The organism is Halorientalis marina, assembly GCF_023028345.1.
In the GTDB taxonomy this organism is placed as follows: Archaea; Halobacteriota; Halobacteria; order Halobacteriales; family Haloarculaceae; genus Halorientalis; species Halorientalis marina.
Genome location: NZ_CP095487.1, coordinates 1,769,996 through 1,794,735 on the forward strand (window position 1 = coordinate 1,769,996; position 24,740 = coordinate 1,794,735).

Annotated in this window: 22 protein-coding genes and 1 pseudogene; 11 read left to right on the top strand and 12 right to left on the bottom strand. The window is 68.7% G+C overall.

All coding sequences use genetic code 11. The features are described from left to right. The first annotated feature begins 93 nt into the window (after positions 1 to 93). Positions 94 to 1,065 carry a quinone oxidoreductase family protein gene (locus MUG96_RS08875; protein WP_246988472.1) on the top strand — a complete coding sequence of 324 codons (972 nt, stop codon included), beginning with the start codon at positions 94 to 96 and terminating at the stop codon, positions 1,063 to 1,065. Positions 1,066 to 1,101: 36 nt separating this feature from the next. On the opposite strand, the gene MUG96_RS08880 is transcribed toward MUG96_RS08875, so the two are convergent. Beyond that, entirely contained in the window at positions 1,102 to 1,494 is a 393-nt protein-coding gene (locus MUG96_RS08880; protein ID WP_246988474.1) for a winged helix-turn-helix domain-containing protein, read from the bottom strand. Between the two features lie 111 nt (positions 1,495 to 1,605). Here MUG96_RS08880 and MUG96_RS08885 point away from each other — a divergent pair. Beyond that, positions 1,606 to 2,276: pseudogene (locus MUG96_RS08885) on the top strand (DUF7509 family protein). Positions 2,277 to 2,410: 134 nt separating this feature from the next. On the opposite strand, the gene MUG96_RS08890 reads toward MUG96_RS08885, so the two are convergent. The 3 genes from MUG96_RS08890 to MUG96_RS08900 all read right to left on the bottom strand — a co-directional run bounded on the left by MUG96_RS08890 (position 2,411) and on the right by MUG96_RS08900 (position 6,656). Beyond that, complete coding sequence (locus MUG96_RS08890) at positions 2,411 to 3,097, bottom strand: 6-hydroxymethylpterin diphosphokinase MptE-like protein (RefSeq protein WP_246988478.1); 687 nt, start codon at positions 3,095 to 3,097, stop codon at positions 2,411 to 2,413. 190 nt (positions 3,098 to 3,287) lie between these two features. Further along, positions 3,288 to 4,436, bottom strand: a complete 1,149-nt coding sequence (locus MUG96_RS08895) for a dihydropteroate synthase (RefSeq protein ID WP_246988480.1) — start codon at positions 4,434 to 4,436, stop codon at positions 3,288 to 3,290. A 48-nt stretch (positions 4,437 to 4,484) separates the two neighbouring features. After that, positions 4,485 to 6,656 (bottom strand): PAS domain S-box protein, encoded by a 2,172-nt coding sequence (locus MUG96_RS08900; protein ID WP_246988482.1) that lies wholly within the window; start codon positions 6,654 to 6,656, stop codon positions 4,485 to 4,487. A 115-nt stretch (positions 6,657 to 6,771) separates the two neighbouring features. Between MUG96_RS08900 and MUG96_RS08905 the strand changes: the two genes are divergently transcribed. From MUG96_RS08905 to MUG96_RS08915, 3 genes are read left to right on the top strand one after another with little or no spacing between them, the layout of a single operon-like run. After that, entirely contained in the window at positions 6,772 to 7,299 is a 528-nt protein-coding gene (locus MUG96_RS08905; RefSeq protein ID WP_246988484.1) for a DUF8114 family protein, read from the top strand. Then, on the top strand, positions 7,299 to 8,060 hold the full coding sequence (locus MUG96_RS08910; RefSeq protein WP_246988486.1) for an RNA methyltransferase: 762 nt from the start codon (positions 7,299 to 7,301) through the stop codon (positions 8,058 to 8,060). The genes MUG96_RS08905 and MUG96_RS08910 overlap by 1 nt, the downstream gene beginning before the upstream one ends. Positions 8,061 to 8,111: 51 nt before the next feature. After that, complete coding sequence (locus MUG96_RS08915; RefSeq protein ID WP_246988489.1) at positions 8,112 to 8,579, top strand: halocyanin domain-containing protein; 468 nt, start codon at positions 8,112 to 8,114, stop codon at positions 8,577 to 8,579. 29 nt (positions 8,580 to 8,608) lie between these two features. Here the strand turns inward: MUG96_RS08915 and gatE are convergent, their stop codons facing one another. Beyond that, on the bottom strand, positions 8,609 to 10,486 hold the full coding sequence (gene gatE / locus MUG96_RS08920; RefSeq protein WP_246988491.1) for a Glu-tRNA(Gln) amidotransferase subunit GatE: 1,878 nt from the start codon (positions 10,484 to 10,486) through the stop codon (positions 8,609 to 8,611). A 178-nt stretch (positions 10,487 to 10,664) separates the two neighbouring features. Between gatE and MUG96_RS08925 the strand changes: the two genes are divergently transcribed. Beyond that, entirely contained in the window at positions 10,665 to 11,522 is an 858-nt protein-coding gene (locus MUG96_RS08925; RefSeq protein ID WP_246988493.1) for a carotenoid biosynthesis protein, read from the top strand. Positions 11,523 to 11,570: 48 nt separating this feature from the next. Further along, complete coding sequence (locus tag MUG96_RS08930) at positions 11,571 to 12,383, top strand: hypothetical protein (protein WP_246988495.1); 813 nt, start codon at positions 11,571 to 11,573, stop codon at positions 12,381 to 12,383. A 210-nt stretch (positions 12,384 to 12,593) separates the two neighbouring features. Here MUG96_RS08930 and MUG96_RS08935 read toward each other — a convergent pair whose 3' ends face one another. From MUG96_RS08935 to MUG96_RS08945, 3 genes are read right to left on the bottom strand one after another with little or no spacing between them, the layout of a single operon-like run. Further along, positions 12,594 to 14,003 (bottom strand): class II fumarate hydratase, encoded by a 1,410-nt coding sequence (locus MUG96_RS08935; RefSeq protein WP_246988497.1) that lies wholly within the window; start codon positions 14,001 to 14,003, stop codon positions 12,594 to 12,596. 44 nt (positions 14,004 to 14,047) lie between these two features. After that, on the bottom strand, positions 14,048 to 15,694 hold the full coding sequence (locus MUG96_RS08940) for a PH domain-containing protein (RefSeq protein ID WP_246988499.1): 1,647 nt from the start codon (positions 15,692 to 15,694) through the stop codon (positions 14,048 to 14,050). Next, on the bottom strand, positions 15,691 to 16,149 hold the full coding sequence (locus tag MUG96_RS08945) for a PH domain-containing protein (protein ID WP_246988501.1): 459 nt from the start codon (positions 16,147 to 16,149) through the stop codon (positions 15,691 to 15,693). Before MUG96_RS08945 ends, MUG96_RS08940 begins: the two co-directional genes overlap by 4 nt. A gap of 206 nt (positions 16,150 to 16,355) precedes the next feature. Here MUG96_RS08945 and MUG96_RS08950 point away from each other — a divergent pair, with 206 nt between their 5' ends. Continuing rightward, positions 16,356 to 17,864: a globin-coupled sensor protein gene (locus MUG96_RS08950; RefSeq protein WP_246988503.1), complete on the top strand. Its 1,509-nt coding sequence runs from the start codon at positions 16,356 to 16,358 to the stop codon at positions 17,862 to 17,864. 40 nt (positions 17,865 to 17,904) lie between these two features. Here the strand turns inward: MUG96_RS08950 and fen are convergent, their stop codons facing one another. Continuing rightward, positions 17,905 to 18,885, bottom strand: coding sequence for a flap endonuclease-1 (gene fen, locus MUG96_RS08955; RefSeq protein WP_246988505.1), 981 nt, complete (start codon positions 18,883 to 18,885; stop codon positions 17,905 to 17,907). 84 nt (positions 18,886 to 18,969) lie between these two features. On the opposite strand from fen, the gene MUG96_RS08960 reads away from it, so the two are divergent. Both MUG96_RS08960 and MUG96_RS08965 read left to right on the top strand, forming a co-directional pair. Further along, the gene (locus tag MUG96_RS08960) at positions 18,970 to 20,424 is read left to right on the top strand and encodes an outer membrane protein assembly factor BamB family protein (protein ID WP_246988507.1); all 1,455 of its coding nucleotides are present in this window, start codon (positions 18,970 to 18,972) and stop codon (positions 20,422 to 20,424) included. Positions 20,425 to 20,466: 42 nt separating this feature from the next. Further along, positions 20,467 to 21,939, top strand: a complete 1,473-nt coding sequence (locus MUG96_RS08965) for an outer membrane protein assembly factor BamB family protein (protein WP_246988509.1) — start codon at positions 20,467 to 20,469, stop codon at positions 21,937 to 21,939. On the opposite strand, the gene MUG96_RS08970 is transcribed toward MUG96_RS08965, so the two are convergent. After that, positions 21,928 to 22,542: a GNAT family N-acetyltransferase gene (locus MUG96_RS08970; RefSeq protein WP_246988511.1), complete on the bottom strand. Its 615-nt coding sequence runs from the start codon at positions 22,540 to 22,542 to the stop codon at positions 21,928 to 21,930. The genes MUG96_RS08965 and MUG96_RS08970 overlap by 12 nt on opposite strands. 121 nt (positions 22,543 to 22,663) lie before the next feature. On the opposite strand from MUG96_RS08970, the gene MUG96_RS08975 reads away from it, so the two are divergent. Continuing rightward, complete coding sequence (locus MUG96_RS08975; protein WP_246988513.1) at positions 22,664 to 23,104, top strand: DUF3054 domain-containing protein; 441 nt, start codon at positions 22,664 to 22,666, stop codon at positions 23,102 to 23,104. Here the strand turns inward: MUG96_RS08975 and MUG96_RS08980 are convergent. Together MUG96_RS08980 and MUG96_RS08985 are read right to left on the bottom strand one after the other, a co-directional pair. Then, positions 23,073 to 24,377 carry an MFS transporter gene (locus tag MUG96_RS08980; protein WP_246988515.1) on the bottom strand — a complete coding sequence of 435 codons (1,305 nt, stop codon included), beginning with the start codon at positions 24,375 to 24,377 and terminating at the stop codon, positions 23,073 to 23,075. The two genes, MUG96_RS08975 and MUG96_RS08980, sit on opposite strands and share 32 nt — an antisense overlap. A 115-nt stretch (positions 24,378 to 24,492) precedes the next feature. Further along, positions 24,493 to 24,657 carry a DUF7331 family protein gene (locus MUG96_RS08985; protein ID WP_246988517.1) on the bottom strand — a complete coding sequence of 55 codons (165 nt, stop codon included), beginning with the start codon at positions 24,655 to 24,657 and terminating at the stop codon, positions 24,493 to 24,495. Positions 24,658 to 24,740 lie beyond the last annotated feature (83 nt).

Sequence of the window (24,740 nt, forward strand, 5' to 3'; positions counted from 1 at the left end):
CACGAGGCACTGTCCGTCGAGCCCCCGGTTCCGCCACGTGACACCGGCCCCGAACCACTTGGGTTTATGAGGGGTTGTTACCATTGTAAACCCATGCGTGTAGCTGAGATTACAGAGTTTGGAGACAGCAGCACGGTCGAGGTCACGGACCACGAGAAGCCGGAGCCCGGCGACGGGGAACTGCGCGTCGAGGTGAAGGCCGCGGGCATCAACTTCGCCGACATCATGCAGCGCCGCGGGCACTACCAGGGCGGTCCCGAACCGCCGTACGTGCCCGGGATGGAGGTCGCGGGCGTCGTGGACGCCGTCGGTGACGGTGTCGGCCGCGACGTGGGCGACGAGGTCATGGGCTTCGTCAACCACGGCGGGTACGCCGAGTACGCCATCGCCAACGCCAGCGGCGTGTTCGACCTCCCCGAGAACATGTCCTACGCCGAGGGTGCCGGCTTCCCCGTCCAGTTCCTCACCGCTCACAACTGCCTGTTCGAGTGGGGTGACCTGGAGGAAGACGAGCAGGTGCTCATCCACGCCGCTGCCGGCGGGGTCGGCACCGCGGCCGTCCAGCTCGCCAGCAACGCCGGCGCCGAGGTCTTCGGCACCGCGAGCACCGAGGAGAAGCTCTCCCTGGCCGAGGAACTGGGCTGTGACCACCCGATCCAGTACACCGAGGTGGACTTCGTCGAGCAGGTGAACGACATCACCGACGGCGACGGCGTCGATATCGTCCTCGACGGCATCGGCGGCGAAACCACCACCGAGAGCCTGAAAGCGCTCACTCACATGGGCCGGCTCGTCGCCTACGGCGCCGCCTCGGGCGAACCGGGCACGCCGAACACCGCCGACCTCCTCTTCAACAACCACTCCGTCATCGGCTACCACCTCGGACAGGCGATGCTCCGGACGCCCGGCAAGGTGTTCGGTGCCGTGCCGAAGCTGAACGGTGCACTCGAATCCGGCGACCTCGAGGTCATCGTCGGCCACGAGTTCGACCTCGAAGACGCCGCCGAGGCCCACCAGTTCATCGAGGACCGCAAATCCAGCGGCAAGGTCGTCCTGAAGCCCTGAACGGCCGGCCGGAGGCGCCCGGCCCCCCGAGGCTCGTCAGGCGTAGGCCTCGTCGAACTCGCGTTCGCGCCGCATCAGTTCCTCGACGCCGTGGTCGAGAATACCACGGCCCATCGCCGTCGGGCGATAGTACGTGTAGAACCCCTGGCTGTCCGCAGTCCGGCGCTTTCGCTTGTCGACCAGTCCCACGTCCACCAGTTGGTTGAGGTGGTAGTGGAAATTGTGGGATTCGGCATCGACCCCCCGCTTGAGTTCCGACGCGCTCAGTTCCTCGTTCTCGGTCAGCGTTCGGAGTATCTGAAACCGCGTCGGGTGGCCGATTGCCCGCTGCATCGCCAGGTACTCCTCGAGCGTGAGCCCGCTCTCGTCGGGCAGCGGCGGGTCCGGTCGACGCACGTCCTCGCCGGCGTGCCGGTCGGCTTCGCCCATCGTGATTCGCCTCTACCTCCTTCTTGCGACCGCCGTCACTTAGCCGTTGTCGAGTAGGTATTTGCTGACAACGCCTGTTTTTATAAGTGGTAGGATCGAACGAGTCACCGAATGCGCCAGCGGATCGTCGAGAACCTGCCGCGTCCAGTGGGGATTCCGAGGCGCTCGGTACGGTACGCTGCGAGCGGTTCCTGGTCTATCTGATGGGGCCGTACCGGTCGTTCGACGTCGAGGAGCTGCTACCGGCCGACGCCGACGTCGAGGCGGCGGCGCCGTCGTTCGCGACGTGGGACGAGGACGCCGGCGAGGACTCGGAGGACGACGTGTTGCGGCTGTTGCGCGAGACACGGGGCTGTCTCCGTGAGCGTGGATTCAACGCCTTCCTCGCGATAGACGTGGGGATTCCGCTCGACGAGATGGACGCGGCCTCACAGAGCATCGCGTTCGCTCGGGCGGCGAACGCGGTCGTGTTCGTCGCGCCGCAGGTCGGTGACAACCTCGGCGTCGGTGTCGAGATCGGGAGCGTCCTCGAAGCCCTGCTGGGAACCGACGGTATGTCGGGGCCGGCGGCCGAGGCGGACCCGCCGGACGCCGCGCGCCGGCTCATGGTCGCCGCGGAACCGGACGTGCGGAGCGCGATGCTCGGCGCCGTCAACGCGCGCTGGGACGCCAGCGTCCGGACGTTCACCGATACGGACGACCTCTGCCGGCTCTCGGCGACCTTCTGTACCCACATCGCGAACGGGGAACTATACGGGGGCCTCGACGAGCGAACCGGGTGAGTCGACGCGGGACGCGTCCTCCCCGGGGCAGACTTCGGTCGAACGTGGCGCCGACGACACGGCGACCGGCGCTACCGGCCCGTCGTCGGTGCGGGAGGTCCCCGTCTCCCTGCTGTGTCTCGACCCGTCCGTTTTCACTCCGGCACGGCCGCCGTGTCGATCCCGTCCCGTCGCCCGTCGAGCACCGCGAACCGCTCGCCGCGCCGCCGCTCCAGCCAGTAGAGCAGGCGCTCCGCCCACACCAGTTTCCGGCGCTTCATCGGTCCCACGTCGGGGTCGTCGAAGTCCCAGCCGACGAACCGGAGTTCTGCCGCGCCGAGGTGGTCCGCGAGGAACGCGGCGCGGTCGCCGTCGGTGAACCCCCCGACGTTCGCCACCGGTCCGACCGGCGCGGCCTGTGTGGTCGGGAGTACCCAGTCACCTTCGAAGGTAGGAACGTATTCCCGGACTGCTGGCACGTTGTCGCCGTGGGCGTGGACCGCGACCGGGACGCCGCGTTCGGTCAGGTCGCGGGCCGTCCCGGGCGTCTTGTCGAGGTCGGTAACCATACAGTCGACGTCGACGCCGGCGTCGAGCAGGCGGTCTGCGGCCGTCGAGGCGGCGACGACGGCGTCCGCGCTGGCGGCGCGGTCGGCCTCCGCGGGCAGTGACGGCCCCGCACCGGCGATGGCGACGGTCCGGCCGTTCAGCGGGAGTTGCGAGGTGTCGAACGGGCCGGTGAGGTCGGCCAGGATATCGCGGGCTCGCTCGTCGGCGGCGCGGTCGAACCCGAAGTCGGCGAGAATTGCCTCGTAGACCGGCTCCCACGTGGTGAAGTCCATGGCTGTAGCTCAACGAGTGACCCGAAATAAATCGAGGTGAGCCGAAATGGCACAACCTGGTACCCCTACCCGGGTGCCCTTTCGGCCTTCACACGTCCATTCAGGCGCATCTGGCATAAGTTTTCTCTTCGTGTCGGACATATTTCGGAAATCGAACACCCCGCCGCCCTCCGTCTGTTTTCCTCGTTGTTTACTCGGAATCTTCCGTTCGGGTCCGTTCGCCGACTGTATCGAGTGCGGCTTCGACGGATTCCGGCCCCTCGAAGCCGGCGGCGAGCCGGTTCAGGGTCCCGATTGTCCCGACCAGGAGGAGGCCCGAATCGCCACGGGCGACCGTGGCACCGTAGACGCCGGCGGCGTCGGCCAGCGCCTCGGTCGCCGTGGCGTCGAGACCGGACAGCTCGAACACGCGAAGCGCCGCGTCCTCGGCGTATGCCGTGTCGGCACCGATGCGGTCCAGGTGTCGCGAGGCCTCGCCGGCGGTCGTCACGTCGAGTTCCTCGACGCCGACGGCGCCGTCCCGGACGCGCTCCCGGGCGAAGGCGTCGCCGATGAGGGCGGCGTCCCGCGTCTCGGCCACGTCGTGAGTCCTGACGACGTGGGCACCTCGTTCGACGGCCATCGACGTGGCGGCGAGGCTGACCGGCAGCGCCCCCTCGGTGTCGCGGCCGGCGATCTCTCGGAGGAAGTTCTTCCGGTTGATCGAGACCAGAATCGGGTAGCCGTATCCCCGGAACTCCCGGAGTCGGCGGAAGGTCTCGCGGTCGTCCTCGAGGGTCTTGTCCTCGCTCCAGCCGCCGAAGGCCGGATCGAGGATCGTCTTGTCCGTGAAGCCGTTCCGTTCGAGCGCGTCGTAGATGTCGTCCGGGTCCTCGACCGCGCCCGGCCGTTCGAGATCGGGCGGTGACGCCATCTTCCCGACCGCTACGTCGTAGTCCGCACAGACGCGTGGCATCTCCGGGTCGGCGAACCCGCAGATGTCGTTGACCATGTCGAAGCCGCGTTTGAGGGCTTCCTCGGCCACCTCGTGGTAGCGCGTCTCGATGGAGAAGACGGCGTCACCGGAGACGCTCTCGATGGTCTCGATGGCCGTATCGAGCCGTTCGAGTTCCCCCTCCGCGGAGAGGACCTCGAACTTCTTGTTCGCCGACTCCAGACCGACGTCGACGATGTCGGCGCCCTGGTCGATCAGTTCCTCGTCGACGTAGGCTGCGGCCTCGCCGGCGTCGTCGTAGACGCTGGGCTTGTACGGCGACTCGCTGGAGACGTTCAACACGCCCATGATGCGGGGCGGGTAGTCGTCGCCGATCCCGAGGCCGGCCGCGTCCACGTTGCGCATACCCAGGCCAAGGGAGCCAGCGGCTAAAACGCCGTGCTTCTGGGCAGTCTATTCGCGGGTGGCGTCGGTCCCCGTTATCTCGAATCGAGCACCGCCTTCCGTCCCCTCCGTGACGCTGATCTCCCAGCCGTGCGCTGTGACTATCTCCGCGACGATGTTGAGCCCGAATCCGGTCCCGTCCTCGTCGGTGGTAAACCCGTGGTCGAACACCTGGTCGCGATCCTCGGCGGGGATGCCGGGGCCGTCGTCCTCGACGTAGAAGCCGTCCGTCAGCGTCCCGATCCGGACGGTCACGTCGTTGCCCCCGTGTTCGATCGCGTCGCCAGAACGCTCCGCGTTCTGGCTGCCTGTCGAGCCATGCTCGACAGCGTTCCGAAAGAGGTTCTCGAACAGTTGCCGGAGTCGACCCGTGTCGACGGAGAGCGTCTGGTCGGTGTCGACGATCACCTCGGCGTTGCCGGTCTCGACGGTCGCCCAACAGCTCTCGGCCAGCCGGCCGATGTCGACGGGCTCCGTCTCCTCGACCTCCTGTCCGTGTCGGGCGATCGCGAGCACGTCCTCGATGAGTTCCTCCATCCGAACGAGCTGTTCGTCGACGACCGCGAGGTGGTCGCAGTCACCGTCACGGGCGAGTTCGAGTCTGGACTGAGCGGCGTTGAGGGGGTTGCGCAGGTCGTGGGTGACGATACTGGCGAACTGTTCGAGCTGTTCGTTCTTGCGTTCGAGTTCTTGCTCGCGCTGGCGGCGGTCCGTGACGTCCTTGAGAACGCCGTCGAAGTAGACGTCCCCGTCGTCCTCTGTCAGGATCGCCGTCAGCGAGACGTCGATCCGCTCGCCCGAGAGCGTCTCGTGTTCGACCTCGAAGTCGGTGACGCGGCCGTTTTCCCTGAGCCGCCGGCTGAACTCCTCGCGGTCGTCACCGTCGACGTAGAACTCCCGGACGTCCCGGCGCAACAGCTCCGACTTCGAGTAGGCGTCGTAGATGGACACGAGTCCGGAGTTGACCTCCACGAACTCACCGCCGTCGTCGGGGGTCGTCCGGAAGACACCGATCGGGAGGTTCTCGACGATGGTCTCGTAGCGCTCCAGTTGGCGTTCGTAGGCTTTCCGCTGGGTAATGTCGGTATTGATAGCGACGAACCGGTCGATCTCGCCGGTTCCGTCCTCGATGGGAGCGACGGTCTGTTCGGCGACGTACCGCTGGCCGTCAGCGCGTTCGTTTATGACCTCGCCCTTCCAGACGTTGCCGGCGAGGATCTTGTTCCACAGCGAGGCGTAGAACTCGGGCCGGTGTTCGCCGGACTTGAGGATCCGGGGATTCGAGCCGACCGCGTCCGTCCGGGAGTAGCCCGTCGCCTCCTCGAAGGCCGGGTTGACGTACTCTATCGTCCCGTCGGTGTCGGTGATGTAGACCGCGTGGCCCGCCTGTTCGACGGCCTGTCGGAAGCGACGGAGGTCTCGGGCTTTGCGTTTCCGATCCGTCACGTCCGTCAGCGTCAGGACGACGCCGCCGATGGACGGATTCGACAGCTGGTTACGACACCGACACTCGACCCACCGTGGCTCGTCGTCCGTCGCCAGGACGCGGAACTCGCCGGTGACCGTCCGCTCCGGGTTCGCGAGGACGGCGTCGAACAGGCTCTCGGCGCTGTCGGCGTCGTCAGGGTGAACAAAGGCCGTCACGTCCTCGCCGACCAGCGCCGACGTCCCACACCCCAGGAGCCGCTCGGCCGACGGGTTCGCGTACTCGATGCGCAGCGACTCCGCGACGACACAGATAGCGCCTGTCGTCTCCGCCAGGAGCGCGGCCGACAGTTCGTCCGACCCCCCACCGCCCGTACGGCCGTGCCCGACCACGTTCCGGACACGACTGGCGACCGTCGCGTAGGGAGCTGGCTCGGCGTCGACGAGCACGTACTCGGTCGCGTCGTCGTCGAGCAGGTCCGGGACCCGATCCGCGTCGCCGTCGCCGACGAGGAAGACGAACGGGAGCCGCGGCACGCGCTCCCGAACGGACTGATGGAGCGCGAAGCCGTCTCCCTCGGGCGGGTCGGCGTCGCTGACGACGCAGTCGAACGACGCCTCAGACAACTGGGAGAGCGCCTCCGCTGTGGCCCGCGCCTCCACGACACGCACGGTATCAGAACCGATACCATCTTGGAGGTGGGTCGGGACGTCACTGTCAGAACCGACGTACAGGACACTGAATTGCCGACTCATTCTTGATAGGAACGACCAGTCACGTCGTCTACGTTCTCGAAATTGAAATACCAACCGATAGAGTCCGGGACGCTAGTCCGCGTCGCTTATGTCTGCGAGCGGGCAACGGTCAGCTATGGGCAAGGTCAACATCGGTCTCCGCGGCTGGCGGTTCGACGAGGAGGAAGTCTTCGACGAGGAGGGCGAACTCCGCCCGCTGGAGTTCATGGAGCCGGACACCCGCGAGCGGATCGTCCGCCTGGCCTCGAGCATGGGCGAACCCTGTGACGCCTGCTACCTGATCCACGGCGACGAGGACATCCAGCAGTGCAACGTCGCCCGCGTCATCTACGGCGAACCCATCGGCGAGGTCCTGCTCTGTCCCGACCACGAGGCCGACTTCCTCTACTGGTTCCGGGAGGAAGGCGGCAAGGAGTACGCCGGCGACACCGAACTCCAGGACGCCTTCCACGACTGGTTCGCCGAGGGCGGCCGCGCTCCCGAGGACTACGGCGGCGTCGACCACGTCAACACCGACCCCGAGGATCTGCCGGACGTGCCCGACGCCGCCGAGGAACTCCCGACGCTGGAGGAGGAAATCGAGAAACTCGACGACGAGGAACTGGACGCGCTCGGTGTCGACTTCGACGACCTGGACCTCTGATGAGCGTCACCGTCGTCGTCGTCGACGCGAGCGAACCGGGCAACGTCGGCACCATCGCCCGCTCGATGAAGAACTTCGGGCTCACGGACCTGTTGCTCGTCGACCCGCCCGAACTGGACCCCGACGGCGAGGCCTACGGCTTCGCCGGCCAGGCCCGCGAGGACGTACTTCCCGAGGCCCGCGAGGTGACCTTCGACCACGTCGTCGAGAACTACCACACCGTCGGCTGTACGGCCATCACGAACGAGGACGCGACCAAACACGTCCGCTATCCCTTCCGGACGCCGGCGGAACTCGCCGACAGCCTCAGGGGCGTCGAGGCCGACACCGCCGTCGTCTTCGGCCGCGAACGGGTCGGCCTCACGAACGACGAACTCGCTCGCCTCGACGAGGTCTGTTCCATCCCCGCGGCTGCTGACTATCCCGTGCTCAATCTCGGACAGGCCGCGACCATCGTCCTCTACGAACTCCGCGACCTGACCGTCGCGGAGCCCCAGCACCCCGACGGCCGCCACGACCGCGCCGACGAGGCCGCCGTCGAGGGCCTCCACGACCAGTTCGCCGACTTCCTCGACGCCATCGGCCACCCCGAGGAGAAACGCGGGAAGGCCCAGCGCCTCTGGCGACGGTTCGTCGGCCGCGCCCACCCGACCGGCCGGGAGGCCAGGACGCTCCGGGGACTCTTCCGGCGGGCCGGCCAGCGCATCGACCGTGTGGAACATGACGACGAGGGCGGTGCCGACGGCGGCGACGGCGCCTGACTGCCGCCTCGTATCGGAAGACACACGTTTTGCGGGTCCGGACGAGCGGACATGGACAGACGTACCCTCCTGCGGTCGCTCGGCGGAGCCGGCGCGCTCGCGCTTGCCGGTTGTCTCGGCGGGTCCGGGAACGGTGCCGCCACGGAATCCGACCGCTACGGCGACTGGTTCCGGAACACGGACAACTTCGACGGGACCGTCGACCGAACCGGCCAGGACGAGGTGTCGGTCGCCGTCGGCGCGTCCGGCAACAACGGGAACCTCGCGTTCGACCCACCCGCCGTCCGCGTCTCGCCCGGGACGACAATCGTCTGGGACTGGACCGGGGACGGCGGCCTCCACAACGTCGTCGAACAGCAGGGTGCCTTCGAGAGCGAACTCCGGAACAGCGACGAATACACCTACGAACGAACCTTCGAGGAGCCGGGGACCGTCCTCTACGTCTGTTCGCCACACCGCTCACAGGGGATGCGCGGTGCCGTCGTCGTCGCGGAGGGCGGCGGATCGACAGAAGCGTAGTCGATTCCCGGCGGAATCCGACCCCCTGCTCAGGCCCGTTTCTGAATCTCCTCGCGGAGGACTTCGCTGACCAGGTCGCCGTCGGCCTGGCCGCGGAGCGCGCCCATGCACTCGCCCATCAGCCCCGAGAAGGCCTGCATTCCCTCCGCCTCGACCTGGTCCGCGTTGCGCTCGACGACCTCGACGACGGCCTCGCGGACCTCGTCCTCGCCGGCACTGCCGAGGTCCTCCCGCTCCGCGGCTTCCTCGGCGGTCAACTCGGGGCTCTCGGCGAGGGCTTCGAGCAGTTCCGGAACGCCCTCCTTCGCCAGTTCGTCGGCGACGACGAGCTCGAAGACCCCACGGAAGTGGTCGTCGGTGAGGTTCTCGACGGGCACCTCCTCGCGGCGGAGGCTCGTCACCTCCGACTCGACGGTCCGGGCCGCGAGGTTCGGGTCGACGCCGGTCTCGACGGCCTCCTCGAAGAGGTGCCAGCGCCGGCCGGAAGCCACCTGGTTCGCCAGCCCTTCGCCCAGGCCGTGCTCCTCCTGGTAGCGCCGTTCCTTTTCAGTGAGCAGTTCCGGCGTCTCGACCTCCGCGGGGTCGGGTTCGACTGGCGGCACGTCCGTCTCGGGGTACATCCGGGCCGCCCCGGGCAGCGGCCGCAGGTACCGCGAGGTCGTGTCCTCGTTGGCGTCGCGGGTCTCCTCGGGGATACCCTCCATCGCCGTCTCCGCCCGCTCCGCGACCGCGTCGATGGCGAGCTCGGCCGTCTCGGGGTCGTCGGCGACGATGGCGACGGCGTCCCCGTCGTCGGCGTCGACGGCATCGTAGAGGGCCGCCACTTCCTCGTCCGTCACGCCGTAGGCCGGCAGTTCGTCGGTGTGGAAGATACCGCCCGCGCCGTGGCGCTTGGCGTGGTCGGAGAACTCCGTCCCGAGCCGGCGGTCGGGCTGAATCTCGCGTCCGACCAGCCCGTCGAAGCCGGACAGCGGGACGCCCATCACCTTGCCGCCCGAGGAGAGCGCGCCGCCGATGACGCCCGAGTCGGTGTCCGCGAAGACTTCGGTCACGTCCGTCGGCTCGCCCACCGCTGCGTCGCGGTCGTTCAACTCCTCAGCGATGTCGAGCAGTTCGACCTGCCGGCGCACCTCGTTGCGCACGAGGTCGTCGATATCGGCCAGGCTCTGGACGCCCTTCATCTCGATGCGGGCCCCCTCCGCGATGGAGACGTTCACGTCCTGGCGGATCGTCCCGAGCCCGCGTTTGACCTTCCCCGTCGACCGCAGGAGCATACCGATGCGTTCCGCGGCCTCCTTTGCCTGCTCCGGCGAGCGGATATCCGGTTTCGTGCCGATCTCCACGAGCGGGATGCCGAGCCGGTCCAGCGAGTATCGGACCCCGTCGTCGGTCTCCGCGACGCGCTGGCAGGACTCCTCTTCCAGTAGCATGTCCTCGATGCCGACCGGCCCCTCCGAAGTCTCGATGCCGCCGTCGTTCGCGACCAGCATCGACCGCTGGAAACCCGTCGTGTTGGAGCCGTCGACGACGATCTTCCGCATGACGTGAACCTGGTCGGCGACGTTCATATCCAGGAGCTGTGCGATCTCCAGAGCGGTCGCCATCGCCTCGTCGTCGACGCGGTGTGGCGGCTCGTCGTCCTCCTCGACGAGACAGGTCGTGTCGTAGGCGAGGTACTCGAACTCGCGGTCGACGCGACTCTCCTCCAGGGCGGCCTCGTCGATTTCCCCGAGCTCGGATTTGGTGGGGTGGAGGTACCGCGTGAACGACCGCGTCGACTCCTCGGGCTCGCGGAGTTGCGTCGGACACCCACAGAACAGTTTCGTCTCCGTGTCGAGCTGCTGGTGTATCTCCAGCCCGGCTACCAGCCCCAGCTCCTCGTAATCGTAGTCGGCGGCGTCGGTCATTACCGTGGACTCCGAAGCCCGAACGCAAAAAACACACTCCTTTCCGGCCCGCGCCCGGCCGCCGTCGACGCTCGACTCCGTCTCCCGTGTCGGCCATCGCCAGCCCCCGCACCGCTTCCTTTCACGAGCTGTCTGTCCGAACCGAACGCTCAAGAGCCTGCTCCCGTCAGGGACTCGCATGGCGCAGCTGCCGTACCTCGTCGCCGCCGTCCTCTCGGTCGCCGGGCTCGTCGTGGTGGGATATCACGCCGCCCCGGACCGGGAACGGCTGTGGCTCATCGGGGCAGCCGTCGGCTACGGCTTTCTCCTCGAACAGGGCGCCATCGTCGTCTTCGAGCGGTACACCTACGCCCTCGATGGGTTCCCGATGACGCTGCTGGACGTGCCGCTCACCATCGCGTTCGCGTGGGCAGCCATCGTCTACTCGGCGCTCGAAACCGCCCGCGCGCTCGACCTCGATACGAGCGCGATCCCCGCGTTCACTGCGCTCTATCTCCTCCACGTCGACCTCGCCATCGACGCCGTCGCCATCCGCATCCCCTTCTGGACGTGGGCCAACAGCGGCGCGTGGTTCGGGGTCCCCATCAACAACTTCGTCGGCTGGTACCTCATCGGCCTCCTCTTTTCGGGCGCGTACCTCATCGCCCACGACCGCATCGCCAGCCTGCCGCTCCGGGCGGGCGTCACCCTCACCGCCGCCGTTGCCTCACTGCTCGTCCTCCTCGAACTCTGGCTTCGAGTCGTCGCCGTCCACGGAGTGATCGCCCGGGCGCTCGGGTTCGCGGTCATGGTCGGTGCCGCGCTCGTCGTCGTCGCCGGGGCCGAGATCGACCCGCGACCCGTGTCGATCCTCGTCTCCGCGATTCCGGTGACGGTCCACCTGTTCTACCTCGCCGTGTTGCTCGGGTACGGGTACCACCGCGACCAGCCACTTTTGCTCGTCGTCGCGGTGGCATTGCTGTTCGTCGGCGTCGCGCTCCACGCGCTGCCTGCCCTCCACGCTCGCCGGCGAGCCGGCGCGAGCGCCCGCTCGTGAGGCACGACGGTCCGGACGTTTTTGCCCCCGGCAGCCGTTGGTGCCCCCATGCGTTCCGGGCTCGTCGTCCTCCTGGGCTGCTGTCTCCTGCTGGCGGGGTGTAGCACGCTCACCGGGTCCGGTGCGGACGACGGCCGGTTCGACGACACCGTCACGCCCGTTCCGGTTTCGGACCCCGACCGGGACGGCTCGCCCCCGCCGGGACTCACGGAAGAGGGAATCGGGAGCATCTCCGTGCTGGTCCGAAACCACCGGGATGCCCTCGGCAACCAGTCGTACGTCATGACGGAGTGGGAGCAGTCCCGGTCCATCCGGCCGGACCGCCCCGACATCCTCGTGACCCGCAGCGAGCAGATGCGCGTGGAGAGTGCCACCGTCTACAGCCACCGCCTCTCGCGAGTCCGGGCCACACCGAGCGGGTCCCGGGAGTTCATTCGGGCTACCTACGCGGACGGCGACCAGTGGCACCAGCGGACGATCAACGGGACGAGCGAATCGTTCGCCGGCGGCCCGCTCCGCTCGGACCGCGACCGGTTCGCCTTCGCCGCCACCTTCGCGATGGAACAGTACCTCTCGGTCGGAACCGCCTCGGTCGTCCCCCTCACGGAGAACGGCTCCACCATCTACCGCGTCCGCAACGAGCGGCCCGGCCGGTTCAACGACCACTGGTCGAACTACTCGGCGGTCGCCTACGTCGAACCCTCGGGGTTCGTCCGCCGGCTCTCCGTCTCCTACGTCGTCGACCACGGCGACGTCCGCGAGGTCGTCGCCTACCGCTTCGCCTACGAACGCCGCGGGAACGTCTCGACCGCGCCGCCGGACTGGCTCGAACGGGCCGACAGGGCGGCCGAATCGGAGTGAGTGGTTCTCCCGCGGTCCTCACCTGACTCACGGGCGGCGATGTCGCCCGTTGTCCATTCGGAGTCGCTCGCTTCGCTCACGACTCCCTGCTCGCGGGTCGTTCCTCCCCGCTCGCTCGTCCGGCGATTCTCCCTGCGGTCGAATCGCCCGTCGGTCGTCGCCCGCTGACCGACGACCGCGGTTCGGACACGCTGTCGCGGTCCTCACCGGTCAGTCGTCGCCCAGAATCACCCGCTCCGTCATCTTCGCCGGGTCGAGCACCTCGTCGGCCTCCTCCTCGCTCAGGTAGCCCTTCTCCAGGACGACCTCGCGGATGGTCTTCCCGGACTTCATCGCTTCCTTGGCGACCTCGCTGGCCTTGTCGTAGCCGATGGCGGGGTTGAGCGCGGTCGCGAGCGCCATCGACTGTTTGACGCGTTCCTCGCAGTGTTCGCGGTCGGCCTCCAGTTTCGCGACGAACTTCTCGGCGAACACCTCGCTGGCGTTCGAGAGGAGATCGGCGCTCTGCAGGAAGTTGTGGGCGAGGACCGGCTTGTAGAGGTTCAGGTCGATCTGTCCCTCGGCGGCGCCGGCGGCCACGGCCGCATCGTTGCCCACGACCTGCTTGTGGACCTGGTTGACAGCCTCGGCGACGACGGGGTTGATCTTCCCGGGCATGATGGAGGACCCGGGCTGGTTCTCCGGCTGATCGATCTCGCCGAGGCCGTTCCGGGGCCCGGAAGCCAGCAGCCGGAGGTCGTTGGCGATCTTGTTCAGCGAGCCCGCGACCGTCCGCAGCGCGCCGTGGGCCTCGTTCATCGCGTCGTGGGCGGCCTGGGCCTCGAAGTGGTTGTCGGCCTCGCGGAACTCGATGCCCGTCTCCTCGCTGATGTACTCGGCGGCCTTCCCGGGGAACTCGGGGTGGGTGTTCAGGCCCGTGCCCGTCGCCGTCCCGCCGAGGGCGAGTTCGCTCAGGCGCTCCTCGGTGCTCTCGGCGCGTTCGATGCCCTTCTCGACCTGGGTGCGGTAGCCGCCGAACTCCTGGCCGAGCGTGACTGGCGTCGCGTCCTGGAGGTGCGTGCGGCCGGTCTTGACCACGTCCTCGTACTCGCTTTCTTTCTCACCGAGTGCGTCGGCGAGCGTCTCCAGGGCCGGAAGCAGGTCCTTCTCGACGGCTTCGAGGGCGGCGACGTGCATCGCGGTCGGAATCACGTCGTTGCTTGACTGCCCGTAGTTGACGTGGTCGTTGGGGTGGATCTCCCGGGAGCCGATCTCGCCGCCGTAGATCTCGGTGGCGCGGTTGGCGATGACCTCGTTCGCGTTCATGTTCGAGGAGGTGCCGCTGCCGGTCTGGAACACGTCGACCGGGAACTGGTCGTCGTGCTCGCCGGCGATGACCTCGTCGGCGGCCTCGATGATCGGCTCGGCTTTCTCCGCCTCGACCAGTCCGAGGTCGAGGTTGGCCTGTGCGGCGCCCTTCTTCACGACCCCGAGCGCGCGGACGAACCGGCGGCCGAAGGAGATTCCCGAGATGGGGAAGTTCGCCAGCGCGCGCTGTGTCTGTGCGCCCCAGTAGGCGTCCGCGGGCACCTGCATCTCGCCGAGGCTGTCCCGCTCCGTGCGATAATCGTCGTCAGTCATGCTCGTCCGGAGGTGCGAACGGAACGGTCCTAAAACGATTGGATTTAGCCCGCCGTACTGCCCCGCTCGCGGATGCTCGCCTGCAACCGGTCGCGCCCGGTATCGTAGATGCGTGCCGCCTCGTCCGCGTCGATGTCGTAGGCCGTCGCGTCCTGCCGCCCCAGAAGCGACGAGGTGGCGGTGTCGGCGGTCAGATGTGCGAGGCCGAGACGGCGCTGGAAGAGCGACCGCGACCGGATGACCGTCTGGAGTCGGTAGTACGGCACCACACGTGTCTGTCGCCGCCAGAAGCCGTTTCTGACGACGAACTGCTCCTCGCCGACGTGGTAGCCGCGGTGTTTCCACTTGTAGTGAGCCGCCACCGGCACCGCGACGAGCAGGCCGGCCGGGACGTACCAGAGCGTGAAGCCGGCGACGAACTGCGCGACGATCCACAGCGCGCCGGTCAGGGCGGCGACGGCCAGCGCGTACCGGACGGCGTACCGTCGGCGCGCTCGTTTCGGCGGCCGCGTAAATTCCAACTCGCCGAACGGTTCGAGATCGCGGGCGAGCGACATGGTGCGGTCACGAGCCGCCAGCGGAATCGCCGACTGCGCGCCGCCCGAATTGGACTGCCCGGGACTGTACCCCGCGGTCTCGACGGTCAGCCCCGCGTAGCCCAGCCACCGCATCAGGACGTTCTCCTCGATAGTGAGCGTCTGGACCTTGTCGGTCGGGATCGAACCGCTGTACCGCTGGAGCAGGCCCCGTTCGTAGACCAGGTCCTCGCCCAGTCGCCCGAGCGTGAAATTGTAATACTCGACGAAGGTGAGGCCGGCGCTGACGAGCCACGTCCCGAGGGCCACGAACACCAGTCCGATCAGCGCCGTCAGGAAGGCGAGGTCGGGCGTTTCCCCGATGGTTCCCGGGTCGACCGGGACGCCGACGACCCCCGAAACGAGGCTGAGCAGCGCGTCCTGTGCGACCGGGAGGCCGACGACGAACACGAGGATCGACGCCGCCCGGAACGAGGCCAGCGAGAGGAGGACGAGTTCCGTCGACGACAGCGCGAAGATGAGCGACGGCGTCCCGAAATCGTCGGTCTCGTCCGCTCGGCCGAGTTCGTCGGGTTCTCCGACGCCGGTTGCACCGTCGCCGGGTGTCGTTCCCGTGGTGGCGGCCCCGGGGACGTCATCACCCGCTTCGGCCGTGGCCGCCGCGTCCGCGTCGGCCGCGGTGTCACCGCTCCGGGTTTCCCCGCGTGCGGCAGCGCGGCGCTCGCGAATCTCCCGCTGGATGCGGCGCGCCTCGTCGGCGCCGACGAAGTTCAGTTGCCCCTCGGTCTCGGAGCCGCCGGCGGTCTCGATGCTCACGACGGCGACGCCGACGAACCGGTGGAAGATGCTCTCGGTGATGTCGACGTTCTGGACGCGCCGGTAGGGAATCTCCCGCTCCTGGCGGCCGAACACGCCCGAGGCGATATCGAAGGTGTCCGGCGTCAGTTCGTACTCGAAGCGGTAGTAGTAGGCGATCTGGTGGCCGAGGCCGGCGAGGAAGGCGAGCGGAAAGAGCACGAACACCAGGTCGATGGGGAGGTCGACCACGTTCGATAGCGCGCCGCTCCCGATGCCGAAAATGAAAAAGACGAACGACGCGGCGAGCACGCCCCGCTGGAGGCCACGCAGGACGGCGCTCAGCGGGTGGAGTTTCATACCGCGTCCTCCGGCTCGCTCTCGATTGCCAGGTCGCGCAGTCGGTTCCGGAGTTTCTCTGCCCGGTCGGGGGACAGGCCCGGAATCGTCACGTCGGCACCGCGTGACCCGGCGGTGTAGACGACGACGCTCGACAGGCCGAGCAGGCGGTCGAGGGGGCCACGCTGCGTGTCGACGTGCTGGATGCGGACGAATGGAACGGCCGTCTCGACTCTCGTCAGGACCCCACGCTTGAGTTCGAGCGCGTCGGACTCGACGGCGAACCGCCAGCTCCGATAGAGGAGGAGTGTATGGACGAGTCCGATAGCGAGCAGGCCGCCACCGACGGCGGCCCCGCCGAGCGGCGACCGCCCGAAGCGGACGAGGACGACCGCAATCACCGCGCCGACGACCAGCGCCACGGCGAGCCGTGTCAGCGCCCAGCGGAGCCTGATCCGTGAGTGGAGGGCTTCCATACCTCTCGCTCCGGTCGGGGGCCGTGAAAAGGTGACGGAGGGCGGCGCACCCGAATCGCCGCCAGGCACCGGACGGCGTCCCCGGCCAGCCCGGTTCCGCGTCCGGTCGGTCGCCCGTGTTCCCCCGAGTGCCAGCGCTGCTGCGCGCCCGATATCCAACTAGTGAGGCATCAGGTGCATATCACTACTGATTCTTGAGGACCGTAATGGGCGCAGAGGGCCAGACTGAAATCGGGCAGGATGCAGAGCTGAAAATCACGAACGAGAACAGGACCGACGTCGACGGACTGCAACTCGCCGAGGACATCGGCATCGACGAGACCGAGATCCAGTGGCGGAAGGCGTTCACGGGCTTCGACGACGCGGACGCTCGGCGTCTCGCCGAACTCTCGGACGTGTTCGAGGACGTGGCGGGCGATCTCGTCGACGACTTCTACGAGCACCTTCAGTCGTTCGACGAGAGCGTCGCGATCCTCCAGTCGTCCTCGAAGGGCATCGAGATGCTGAAAGCGGACCAGCGACAGTACCTCACGGCTCTCGGCCGGGGGTCGTACGACGAGTCGTACTTCCGGCGGCGGGCCAGGATCGGCAAGATTCACGACATGCTGGACCTCGGGCCGAAGATCTACCTCGGGGCATACAGCATCTACTACCAGGGCGTGATCGAGGCCATCGCCGAGGCGACGACGACGGAACTGGTTCCCGACGACGCGAGCGCGGAGACGAGAGAGACGGTCGAAGCGGTGTCGGACGCCATCGTCGAGCGGACGCTCTCGACGCTGAAACTCCTCAACCTCGACCAGCAGGTGGCGATGGACACCTACATCGACGCGTACAGCAAGGACCTCGAAGACGAACTCGACCGACAGGAGGCCGTCTCCTCGTCGGTCACCGAGTCCGTCGACGACCTCCTGTCGATGTCCGGATCGGTGACGCGCAGTTCCCAGGAAATCTCCGAGCTGACCGGGACGCAGGTCGAGAACATGAACACGATCTCCGCGGAGGTGTCGAACCTCTCGGCGACGGTCGAAGAGGTCGCCTCGACGGCCGACGAGGTCGACACGATGACCACGGACACCGTCGAGATGGCGGCCGAGGGGCGAACGGCCGCAGAGGACGCCATCACGGTCATGGAAGACGTCTCGGCGTCGGCGGGGGCGGTCAGGGACGACGTCGACGCGTTACAGACGCGGGTCGGCGAGATCGACGAGATCGCCGAGGTGATCAACGACATCGCCGACCAGACGAACATCCTCGCGTTGAACGCCTCCATCGAGGCCGCACGGGCGGGGCAGGCCGGCGAAGGGTTCGCCGTCGTCGCCGACGAGGTCAAGGACCTCGCCGAGGAGTCCCAGGAGTACGCCGGACAGATCGAGTCGATGATCGACAACATCCAGAACGACACCGACGAGACCGTCGCGAGTCTGGAGCGCACCACTCGACAGGTGGAAGACGGGATGGAGCGCGTCGAGGACGCGATGGAGACCCTCGTCGACATCGTCGAACAGGTCCGGACGGTGGCCGACGGCATCCAGGAGGTGGCGGACGCGACCGACGACCAGGCCGCCTCCGCCGAGGAAGTCGCGAGCATGATCGACGAGGCCACCGACGACATCTCCGAGATCGCCGACGAAATCGAGGACGTCGCGGCCGCGAACGAACAGCAGCGTCAACAGATCGAGGAGATTCGCGAGACCGTCGACCGCCTGCACTGATCGCGGGCGGGAGCGTGGCGCGCCGATTGGGGCTGCTCGTTCACGTCCAGCGGTCCAGCCCGGTCTGGACGCAGGCGTCCGCGATCCGCTCGAAGCCGCGTTCGACCTCCGCTGGCGCGACGCCCCACTCGTCGACCACGAACTCGCGAGCGGCGTCCACGTCCGGCTCGATTCCGGTCTCGAACTCGTAGTCGTCGGTCACCGGCGGGTCACGGAAGAGGTCTCGAACGCGGTCGACGTTCTCGATGTGGACCCCGCGGGCCTCGAAGACGCCCCAGATGTCGCCGTGTTCGCGGACGGCTTTCACGGCCGTCTTCGGGCCGATGCCTTTGACGCCCTCGTTGAAGTCCGTCCCACAGAGGATGCCGACGTCGATGAGTTGCTCCCAGGTGAGGTCGTGTTCGGCCAGCGTCGCGTCGAGGTCCATGCACTCGGGGTCGCCCGAGGAGGTGAGCTGTCGGAGGGTCAGCGGCGAGCCGAACAGCAGGGCGTCGTAGTCCTCGGTGCCGGCGTAGTCGACCGACCCCGTGCGGGCCATGTGTGCGGCCTGTGCCTCGCCCTCGGCTGGGGCCTCGACCACGGGCACGTCGAGCAGGCCGAGCAGTTCGCGGGTGGTGTCGACGATGGTGTCGGTCAGCCGCTGGGTCTGTGAGTCGAGGCGAGCGATCTCGGCGCTGTCGCCGCGCTCGCGGGCGGCTTCGAGTTTCTCCTCGCGTTTCTCGCGTTCCTCGCGCCGGCGCTCGACCTCGTCGTCCTTGAGGTCGGTGACGCCGCCGTCGAAGACGAAGACGGGCGTTACCTCGTGGTCGAGAAACTTCGGGAGCCCCTGGACGACGCCGATCAGGTTCGCGACCTCCGTGCCGTCGGCGGTGGTGTAGGCCGAGTCGCGGGTGAACCGGACCGTCGTCGTCAGATACCGGTAGAGCCAGTTGTGCGCGTCGATGGCCACGACGGCCCCGCCGAGCTCGTCGTACGGCCGGGGTTCGATGACCGCGAGATCGCGCAGATCAGCGTTTCCCATCATCCGCGCGTTCGGGCGGCCGGCGCTTGAATCCCCCGTTCCGATTGGCGAGCGATTATATATCCGGGGAAGAATGTGTCAGGTATGTCGGACGACAGCTCGCCGTCTCGACGGTCCCTGCTTCGCGCCCTCGGTGTCGTCGGCGCCGCCGGCGGTGTCGGCGTCGCCGCGAGCGAGACATCGAGAACCACCGGCTCCGCCACGGCCGCCCGGCAGACCCCCTCCACGTGGCCCCAGATCGGCTTCGACGCCGCCAAGACCGGTACCGTCGGGCGCGGGAGCCTCCCCGCCGCACCGCGGGGCCGGCTCTGGCGCGCCCGCGAGGGCGAAGAGGGGTTCTCCGCCCCCGTCGCCGACGGGGACCGGGTCTACTACGGTCACGACGAAGGCCTGACGGCCGTCGACGCGGAGACCGGCGAAATCGCCTGGACGCGAACCGTCGGAACCGTCCGCGGGGCGCCCGCAATCGGCACGGACTTCGTCTACGCCGGAACGAACCGCTCGACCGTCACGGCTCGCGACCCGGACCTCGGCGGCCAGGAGTGGAGCCGAGACGTCGACGGGCCGGTCTACGCCGACCTGACGGTCACCGGCGACACGGTCTTCGTCGGGACCATCGACGGCGGCGTGACGGCGCTCGACGCCGACAGTGGGACCCCAGCATGGACGACCGACGTCGACGCCCGAATCGACCACGCCCCGGCCTACGACGCCGAGAGCGAACGGGTGTTCGTCGTGGACCGCGACGACGGGGTCACGGCGCTGGCGGCCGACGACGGCGAGGTCCTGTGGGAATCGAGCACACGCGCCCGGGCCACCGGCGCGCCGACGGTCTCCGAGGGGAGCCTCATCGTCGTGAACGAGATCGGCGACGTCCACGCCTTCTCGATCAGCAACGGCGACGAGCGGTGGCTGGAGCGAACGAGCGAGGCGATTACGGGGTCGCCGGCCGTCGACGACGACGGCCTCTACATCGGCACGGAGGAAGGGGACGTCCGCGCACAGTCGACCGTGGCCGGGTCCCGGCAGTGGCTCACCTCGGTCCCTGGCGTGCCGGTGACCGATCCGATCCTCGTCGGGGACACCGTCCTCGTCGCGACCGACCGCGGGCGTGTGGTCGCGCTCGACCGCGAGGACGGCGACGAGCGCTGGCGGTTCTCCATCGAGGGCACGCCAGTCGAGGGGCTCGCGCTGGCGAGCGACCGCCTGTTCTACGTCCAGTCGAACGGGCGCGTGACCGGGCTCGGGACCGTCACCACGCCGACGCCGACGGCGACCGCGACGCCGACGACGACAGAAACACCCACGCCGACGACCACCGAGACGCCCACAACGACCACGACGACGGCGACCCCGACCACGACGGAGACGCCGACAGCGACGATGACCGAACCGCCGACGGCGACCGACGTGCCGACCGGGACCGTGACGCCGACGGAGACGGCGACGCGGCTGTTCGGTCCCGGCTTCGGCCCGCTTGCGGCCGCGGCGGCGCTCGGCCTCGTCGCCTGGCGGGCGGTCCGGGACGCCGACGACTGACCGGCCGGTGGGCTTATCTCGCTCCCACCGAATGGCACGTGCATGACATATTTCTCCCGCCGGACGGTGCTGGCCTCGCTGGGTTCGCTCGCCGCCGCCGGGGCCGCTGGGCGTGTCGCCGGCCAGTCCGGGACCGAACAGTGGCGGCAGTTCTGTGCCGACGCGGCGAACACCGGGTTCGCGGACGTGACGCTCCCGGAGCCCCCGGTCGCGCCGGCCGGGGAGACGACCCTCGACGGCGAGATACGGACGGCACCGGCCGTCGTCGACGACACCGTCTACGTCGCGGACACGGCGGGGACCGTCGCCGCCCTCTCGACGGACCTGGAGGGCGACCCGGAGTGGTCGGTCGAGGTCGGCGGGGCAGTCCACTCCTCGCCGGCGGTCGCGAACGACCGCGTGTTCCTCGGAGCGGACGACAGCTACGTCTACGCGCTCTCGACCGCGGACGGGAGCCGGGACTGGCGCCGGAACGTCAACGATCCGGTTCGGGCCCCGGTCACAGTCGACGGCGCGCGCGTCGTCGCGGGCGGGACGAACGCCATCGGCTACTCCCTCTCGTCGAGCGGCGGCAGCCAGGTCTGGCGGCGCGTCACCTCCGGCGAAATCCTCGCGGCGCCGGCGGTCGCCGGCGGGATCGTCTACTTCGGGAGCACCGACGGCGTCCTCTACGCACAGGAGGCCGGTGGCGGTGGCCGGGAGTTCCGCTTCGAGACCGACGGCGAGATCGGCGCCGCTCCGGCGGCCTTCGAGGGCGCGGTCTACGTCGGGACTCGTGCGGGCTCGCTCGTCTCGGTCACCCGGTCGGGCGACGAGCGCTGGCAATACGACGCCGGTGCCGCGGTGACCGCCTCGCCCGCGACCGGCCAGTCGCGCGCCGTCGTGGTGTCCGAACGGGGCACCGTCGCGGCGCTCTCGACCGGTGCCGGCATCGAACAGTGGCGACGAGAACTCGGCGGTGGCCCCTACACCGACCCGGTGGTCGTCGACGGGACGGTGCTTCTCGGTCGGGCCGACGGAACGCTGGTCGGCCTCGTGCTGGCCGACGGTAGCGAACGGTTCCGCTACACCGTGGACGGCTCGCTCGTCGCACCGCCAGCGGTCGCGAACGGCCGCATCTACGTCGCCGTCGCCGACGGCCGCGTCGTCGCGCTCGAACACACCGACGAGGCACCCACGCCGACCGCGACGGCCACGCCGACCCGGTCGCCGCCGACGACGCGAACGCCGGAGTCGGGGACAGCAACGGACAGGCCGGAGACGGACGACCCCGGCTCGCCCGGGATGCGGACCGAGACGACGGACGCCAACGACAGTGCGGGGACGACTGCGGCCAACGGTGACGAGGGCAACGGCGAGGCTGGTGGCGACGGTAGCGGCGGTGACGGCTCCGACGACGCCGGCACCCCCACGGACACGTCGTCCGGCTCCGGACCCGGATTCGGCGTCGTCGGGGCGCTGGCGGGGCTGGGCGTCGGCGCGTGGCGGCTCCGGGATGGCGATTCAGAGGAGTGAGGCGGCGGGGTCATCGACGACCTCCGGCGGCGACGAACCCTCGCGTTCGGCGAGGAAGGCCGCCACGCCCTCGTTGGGTTCGAGGTCGCGTTCGCGGTAGGCGTCGAGTCCCGCCTGGTAGCGCTCGGTGTCGCGGGGGGCGTCGACGGAGAGGACGAGTTCGGCGAGTCCGGTCCGGTCGCCGGTGAAGCCGAAGCCGGCCTTGTACAGCGCTTCGTAGGCGAAGGGGTTGTTGACGGCGATGCGGACGTTCTCGTAGCCGCGCTCGCGCGCTCGGTCGGTCACGAACCGGCAGAGTCGGGCGCCGAATCCCTCGCCGCGGCGGTCCTCCCTGACGGTGACGTACCGGAGCCACAGGGCCCCCTCGTCGGTTCGGTCCTCGTTGAACGAGACCGCGCCGAGGACGTTGGTGGCGAACCCCTCCTCGTCGGTTTCGACGGCCACCCCCTGGTCGTCCCCCGTCCCCTCGCTTTCCGCGTCGTCGGTGAGAACGGCCGCTTTCCCCGTGTTCGTCATGACGAACTTGCCCGCGTAGCTGAACCGCTCGTAGTGAAGCCGGAGTGTGGGGCCGTCCGGCGGCCAGCCGAGGACGACGTACTCCATGCTCCGACTGTGCACCGAGAGGCGCTTCACTCTGCCGGTCCGGTGGCGACACTGGTACGGGAGCTGGCCCCACCCGGTCGAGAGCGGGCAAGCCAAGTCGGGGGCGTCCCAACGGCCGGGTATGAGCACCGTCGCCGAGCGCGTTCGGACCCGCCTCGACCCCTCACTCACCACGGCCGGTCTGTTCGTGGGGGACCTCGTCGCCATCGCGACGTTCGTGGTCGTCGGCGAGATCAGTCACAGCATCGACCCGCTGGCGAACCCGGCCATCGTCGCGGACACCTACGTCCCCTTCCTCGTCGGCTGGCTCGTGTTCGCACTCCCGACGGGTGTCTACAGCCGCACGGCCCGGACCGACATCCGGCAGGGCGTCCTCTCGACGGTCGCCGCCTGGACCGGCGGGGTCGTCGTCGCGCAGGCGTTGCGCTCGACGGCCCTCTTCCACGGGAATTTCGCGGTGACGTTCGCCATCGTCTCGCTGGTCGTCGGCGGGACCTTCCTGCTCGGCTGGCGAGCACTGGCCGTCTTCGTCACGACCCGGGGACGGCTGGATCACGAATGACGAGGTAGCCGCCGAGCGCCGCGCCGCCGAACCCGAGCGCGCCGAGGACGACGAACAACTCCCCGGGCGAGAAGTAAGTCAGCATCGTCCCGGCGAGGAGGGCGCCGAGCGCGCCGACGCCGAAGACGCCGAGATACGTGAAGCCGTAGGAGAGCCCCCGCGCTTCGGGCGGCGAGTACTCCGCGACCGAGGCCTGGTAGAACGGCTGGACGAAAAACAAAAAGAAGCCGAGCAGGGCGGCGATAGGGAGCAGTGCGGCCAGCCCGAACTCCGTGGCGGGGACGAACAGGAGCGCGATGACGCCGAGGGCGCCGTACCCGGCCGCGAGGCCGAACTCGGGGCGGCCGCGGTCGGTGAGTTTGCCGCCGACGTACTGGCCGCCGACGCCGACCATCAGCAGCGCGACGTAGAGGTAGTCTCCGGGCTCGAACGTCCGCCCGCCGAAGACCACGGGGGCCAGCGCCTCCACGTCCCGGAGGAGTTCGGGGAGGAAAGTGAGGACGCCGCGGTAGTAGAGACCGGAGAAGAACGTGACGGCGAAGACGACGGCGAACGCGCTCGCGAACAGCGTCTTCGAGGTGGTGAGGAAGTCGGCGAGCGAGTCGACGGAGGTCTCCGAGCGGTCGTCGCCGTCGCTTTCACCGTCGGCGTCGTCGGTCGCGTCGCGTCCGCCGTCCGTGGCGACGGCGGCGCGTTCGTCGATGTCGATACGGACGGCGAAGGCGGCGGCGACGGCGGCGGGGACGGCGAGGAGGCCGGCGACGAGCCGCCAGTCCAGGGCGACGAGCAGGAGGATGGTCACGAGCGGGCCGACGGCGATGCCGGCGTTGCCGGCCATCCCGTGGTAGGCGAAGGCGCTGCCCCGTTCCTCGACCCCGCGGCTGATGAGCGAGAGGCCGGAGGGGTGGTAGACGGAGGCGGCGACGCCCCAGACGGCGAGCGCGAGGCCAACGACGAGCGCGGTCGGCGAGAGCGCGAGCAGGACGAACGAGACGCCCATGCCGACGAGACAGGCGGTGATCAGCGGTCGGGAGTCAACACGGTCGACGAGGACGCCGCTCGGGAGCGCGCCGATGCCGAACAGCCCGTAGCCGATGGCGACGAGGCCGCCGACCGTCGCGGCGTTGACCGGCAACTGCACGAAAAACAGGTCGATGACCTCGAACTCGGCCAACCAGATCGGCACCAGCACCGGGATCGAGAGCTCGTAGGTGTGGACCATCGCGTGGGCCATCATCACGAGCCCGACGATGGACCGGTCGTTACTGTTCACAGCCGGTCTTGAGGACTCTGGGGCTTCAACGCGTCGATACTCTCGAAAAGGGACGGCGATGCTCCGGCGGCGGGGACCGACACGCCGTCCGGCGACCGGGGTCGGGCCGGTCGTCTCAGCAGCGGTCGGCGAGCGGGACGGCGACGCTCGACTGAACCCACGCCTGGTGGTTCTCACGGTCGTAGATCACGAACTCGTCGTCGCCGATGACGAGTTCCGCGAACCGTCGCTCCTGTTCACCGGCCTTGGTCTCGCCGCGGTCCGAAGTGTTCGTGCTCATGTGACGTTTCGGCGGCGTCCGCGCCGCCGTTCCTCTCTATTCACACTGGGCCACACAGTGGTATAAGAACTTGCCTGTAATTA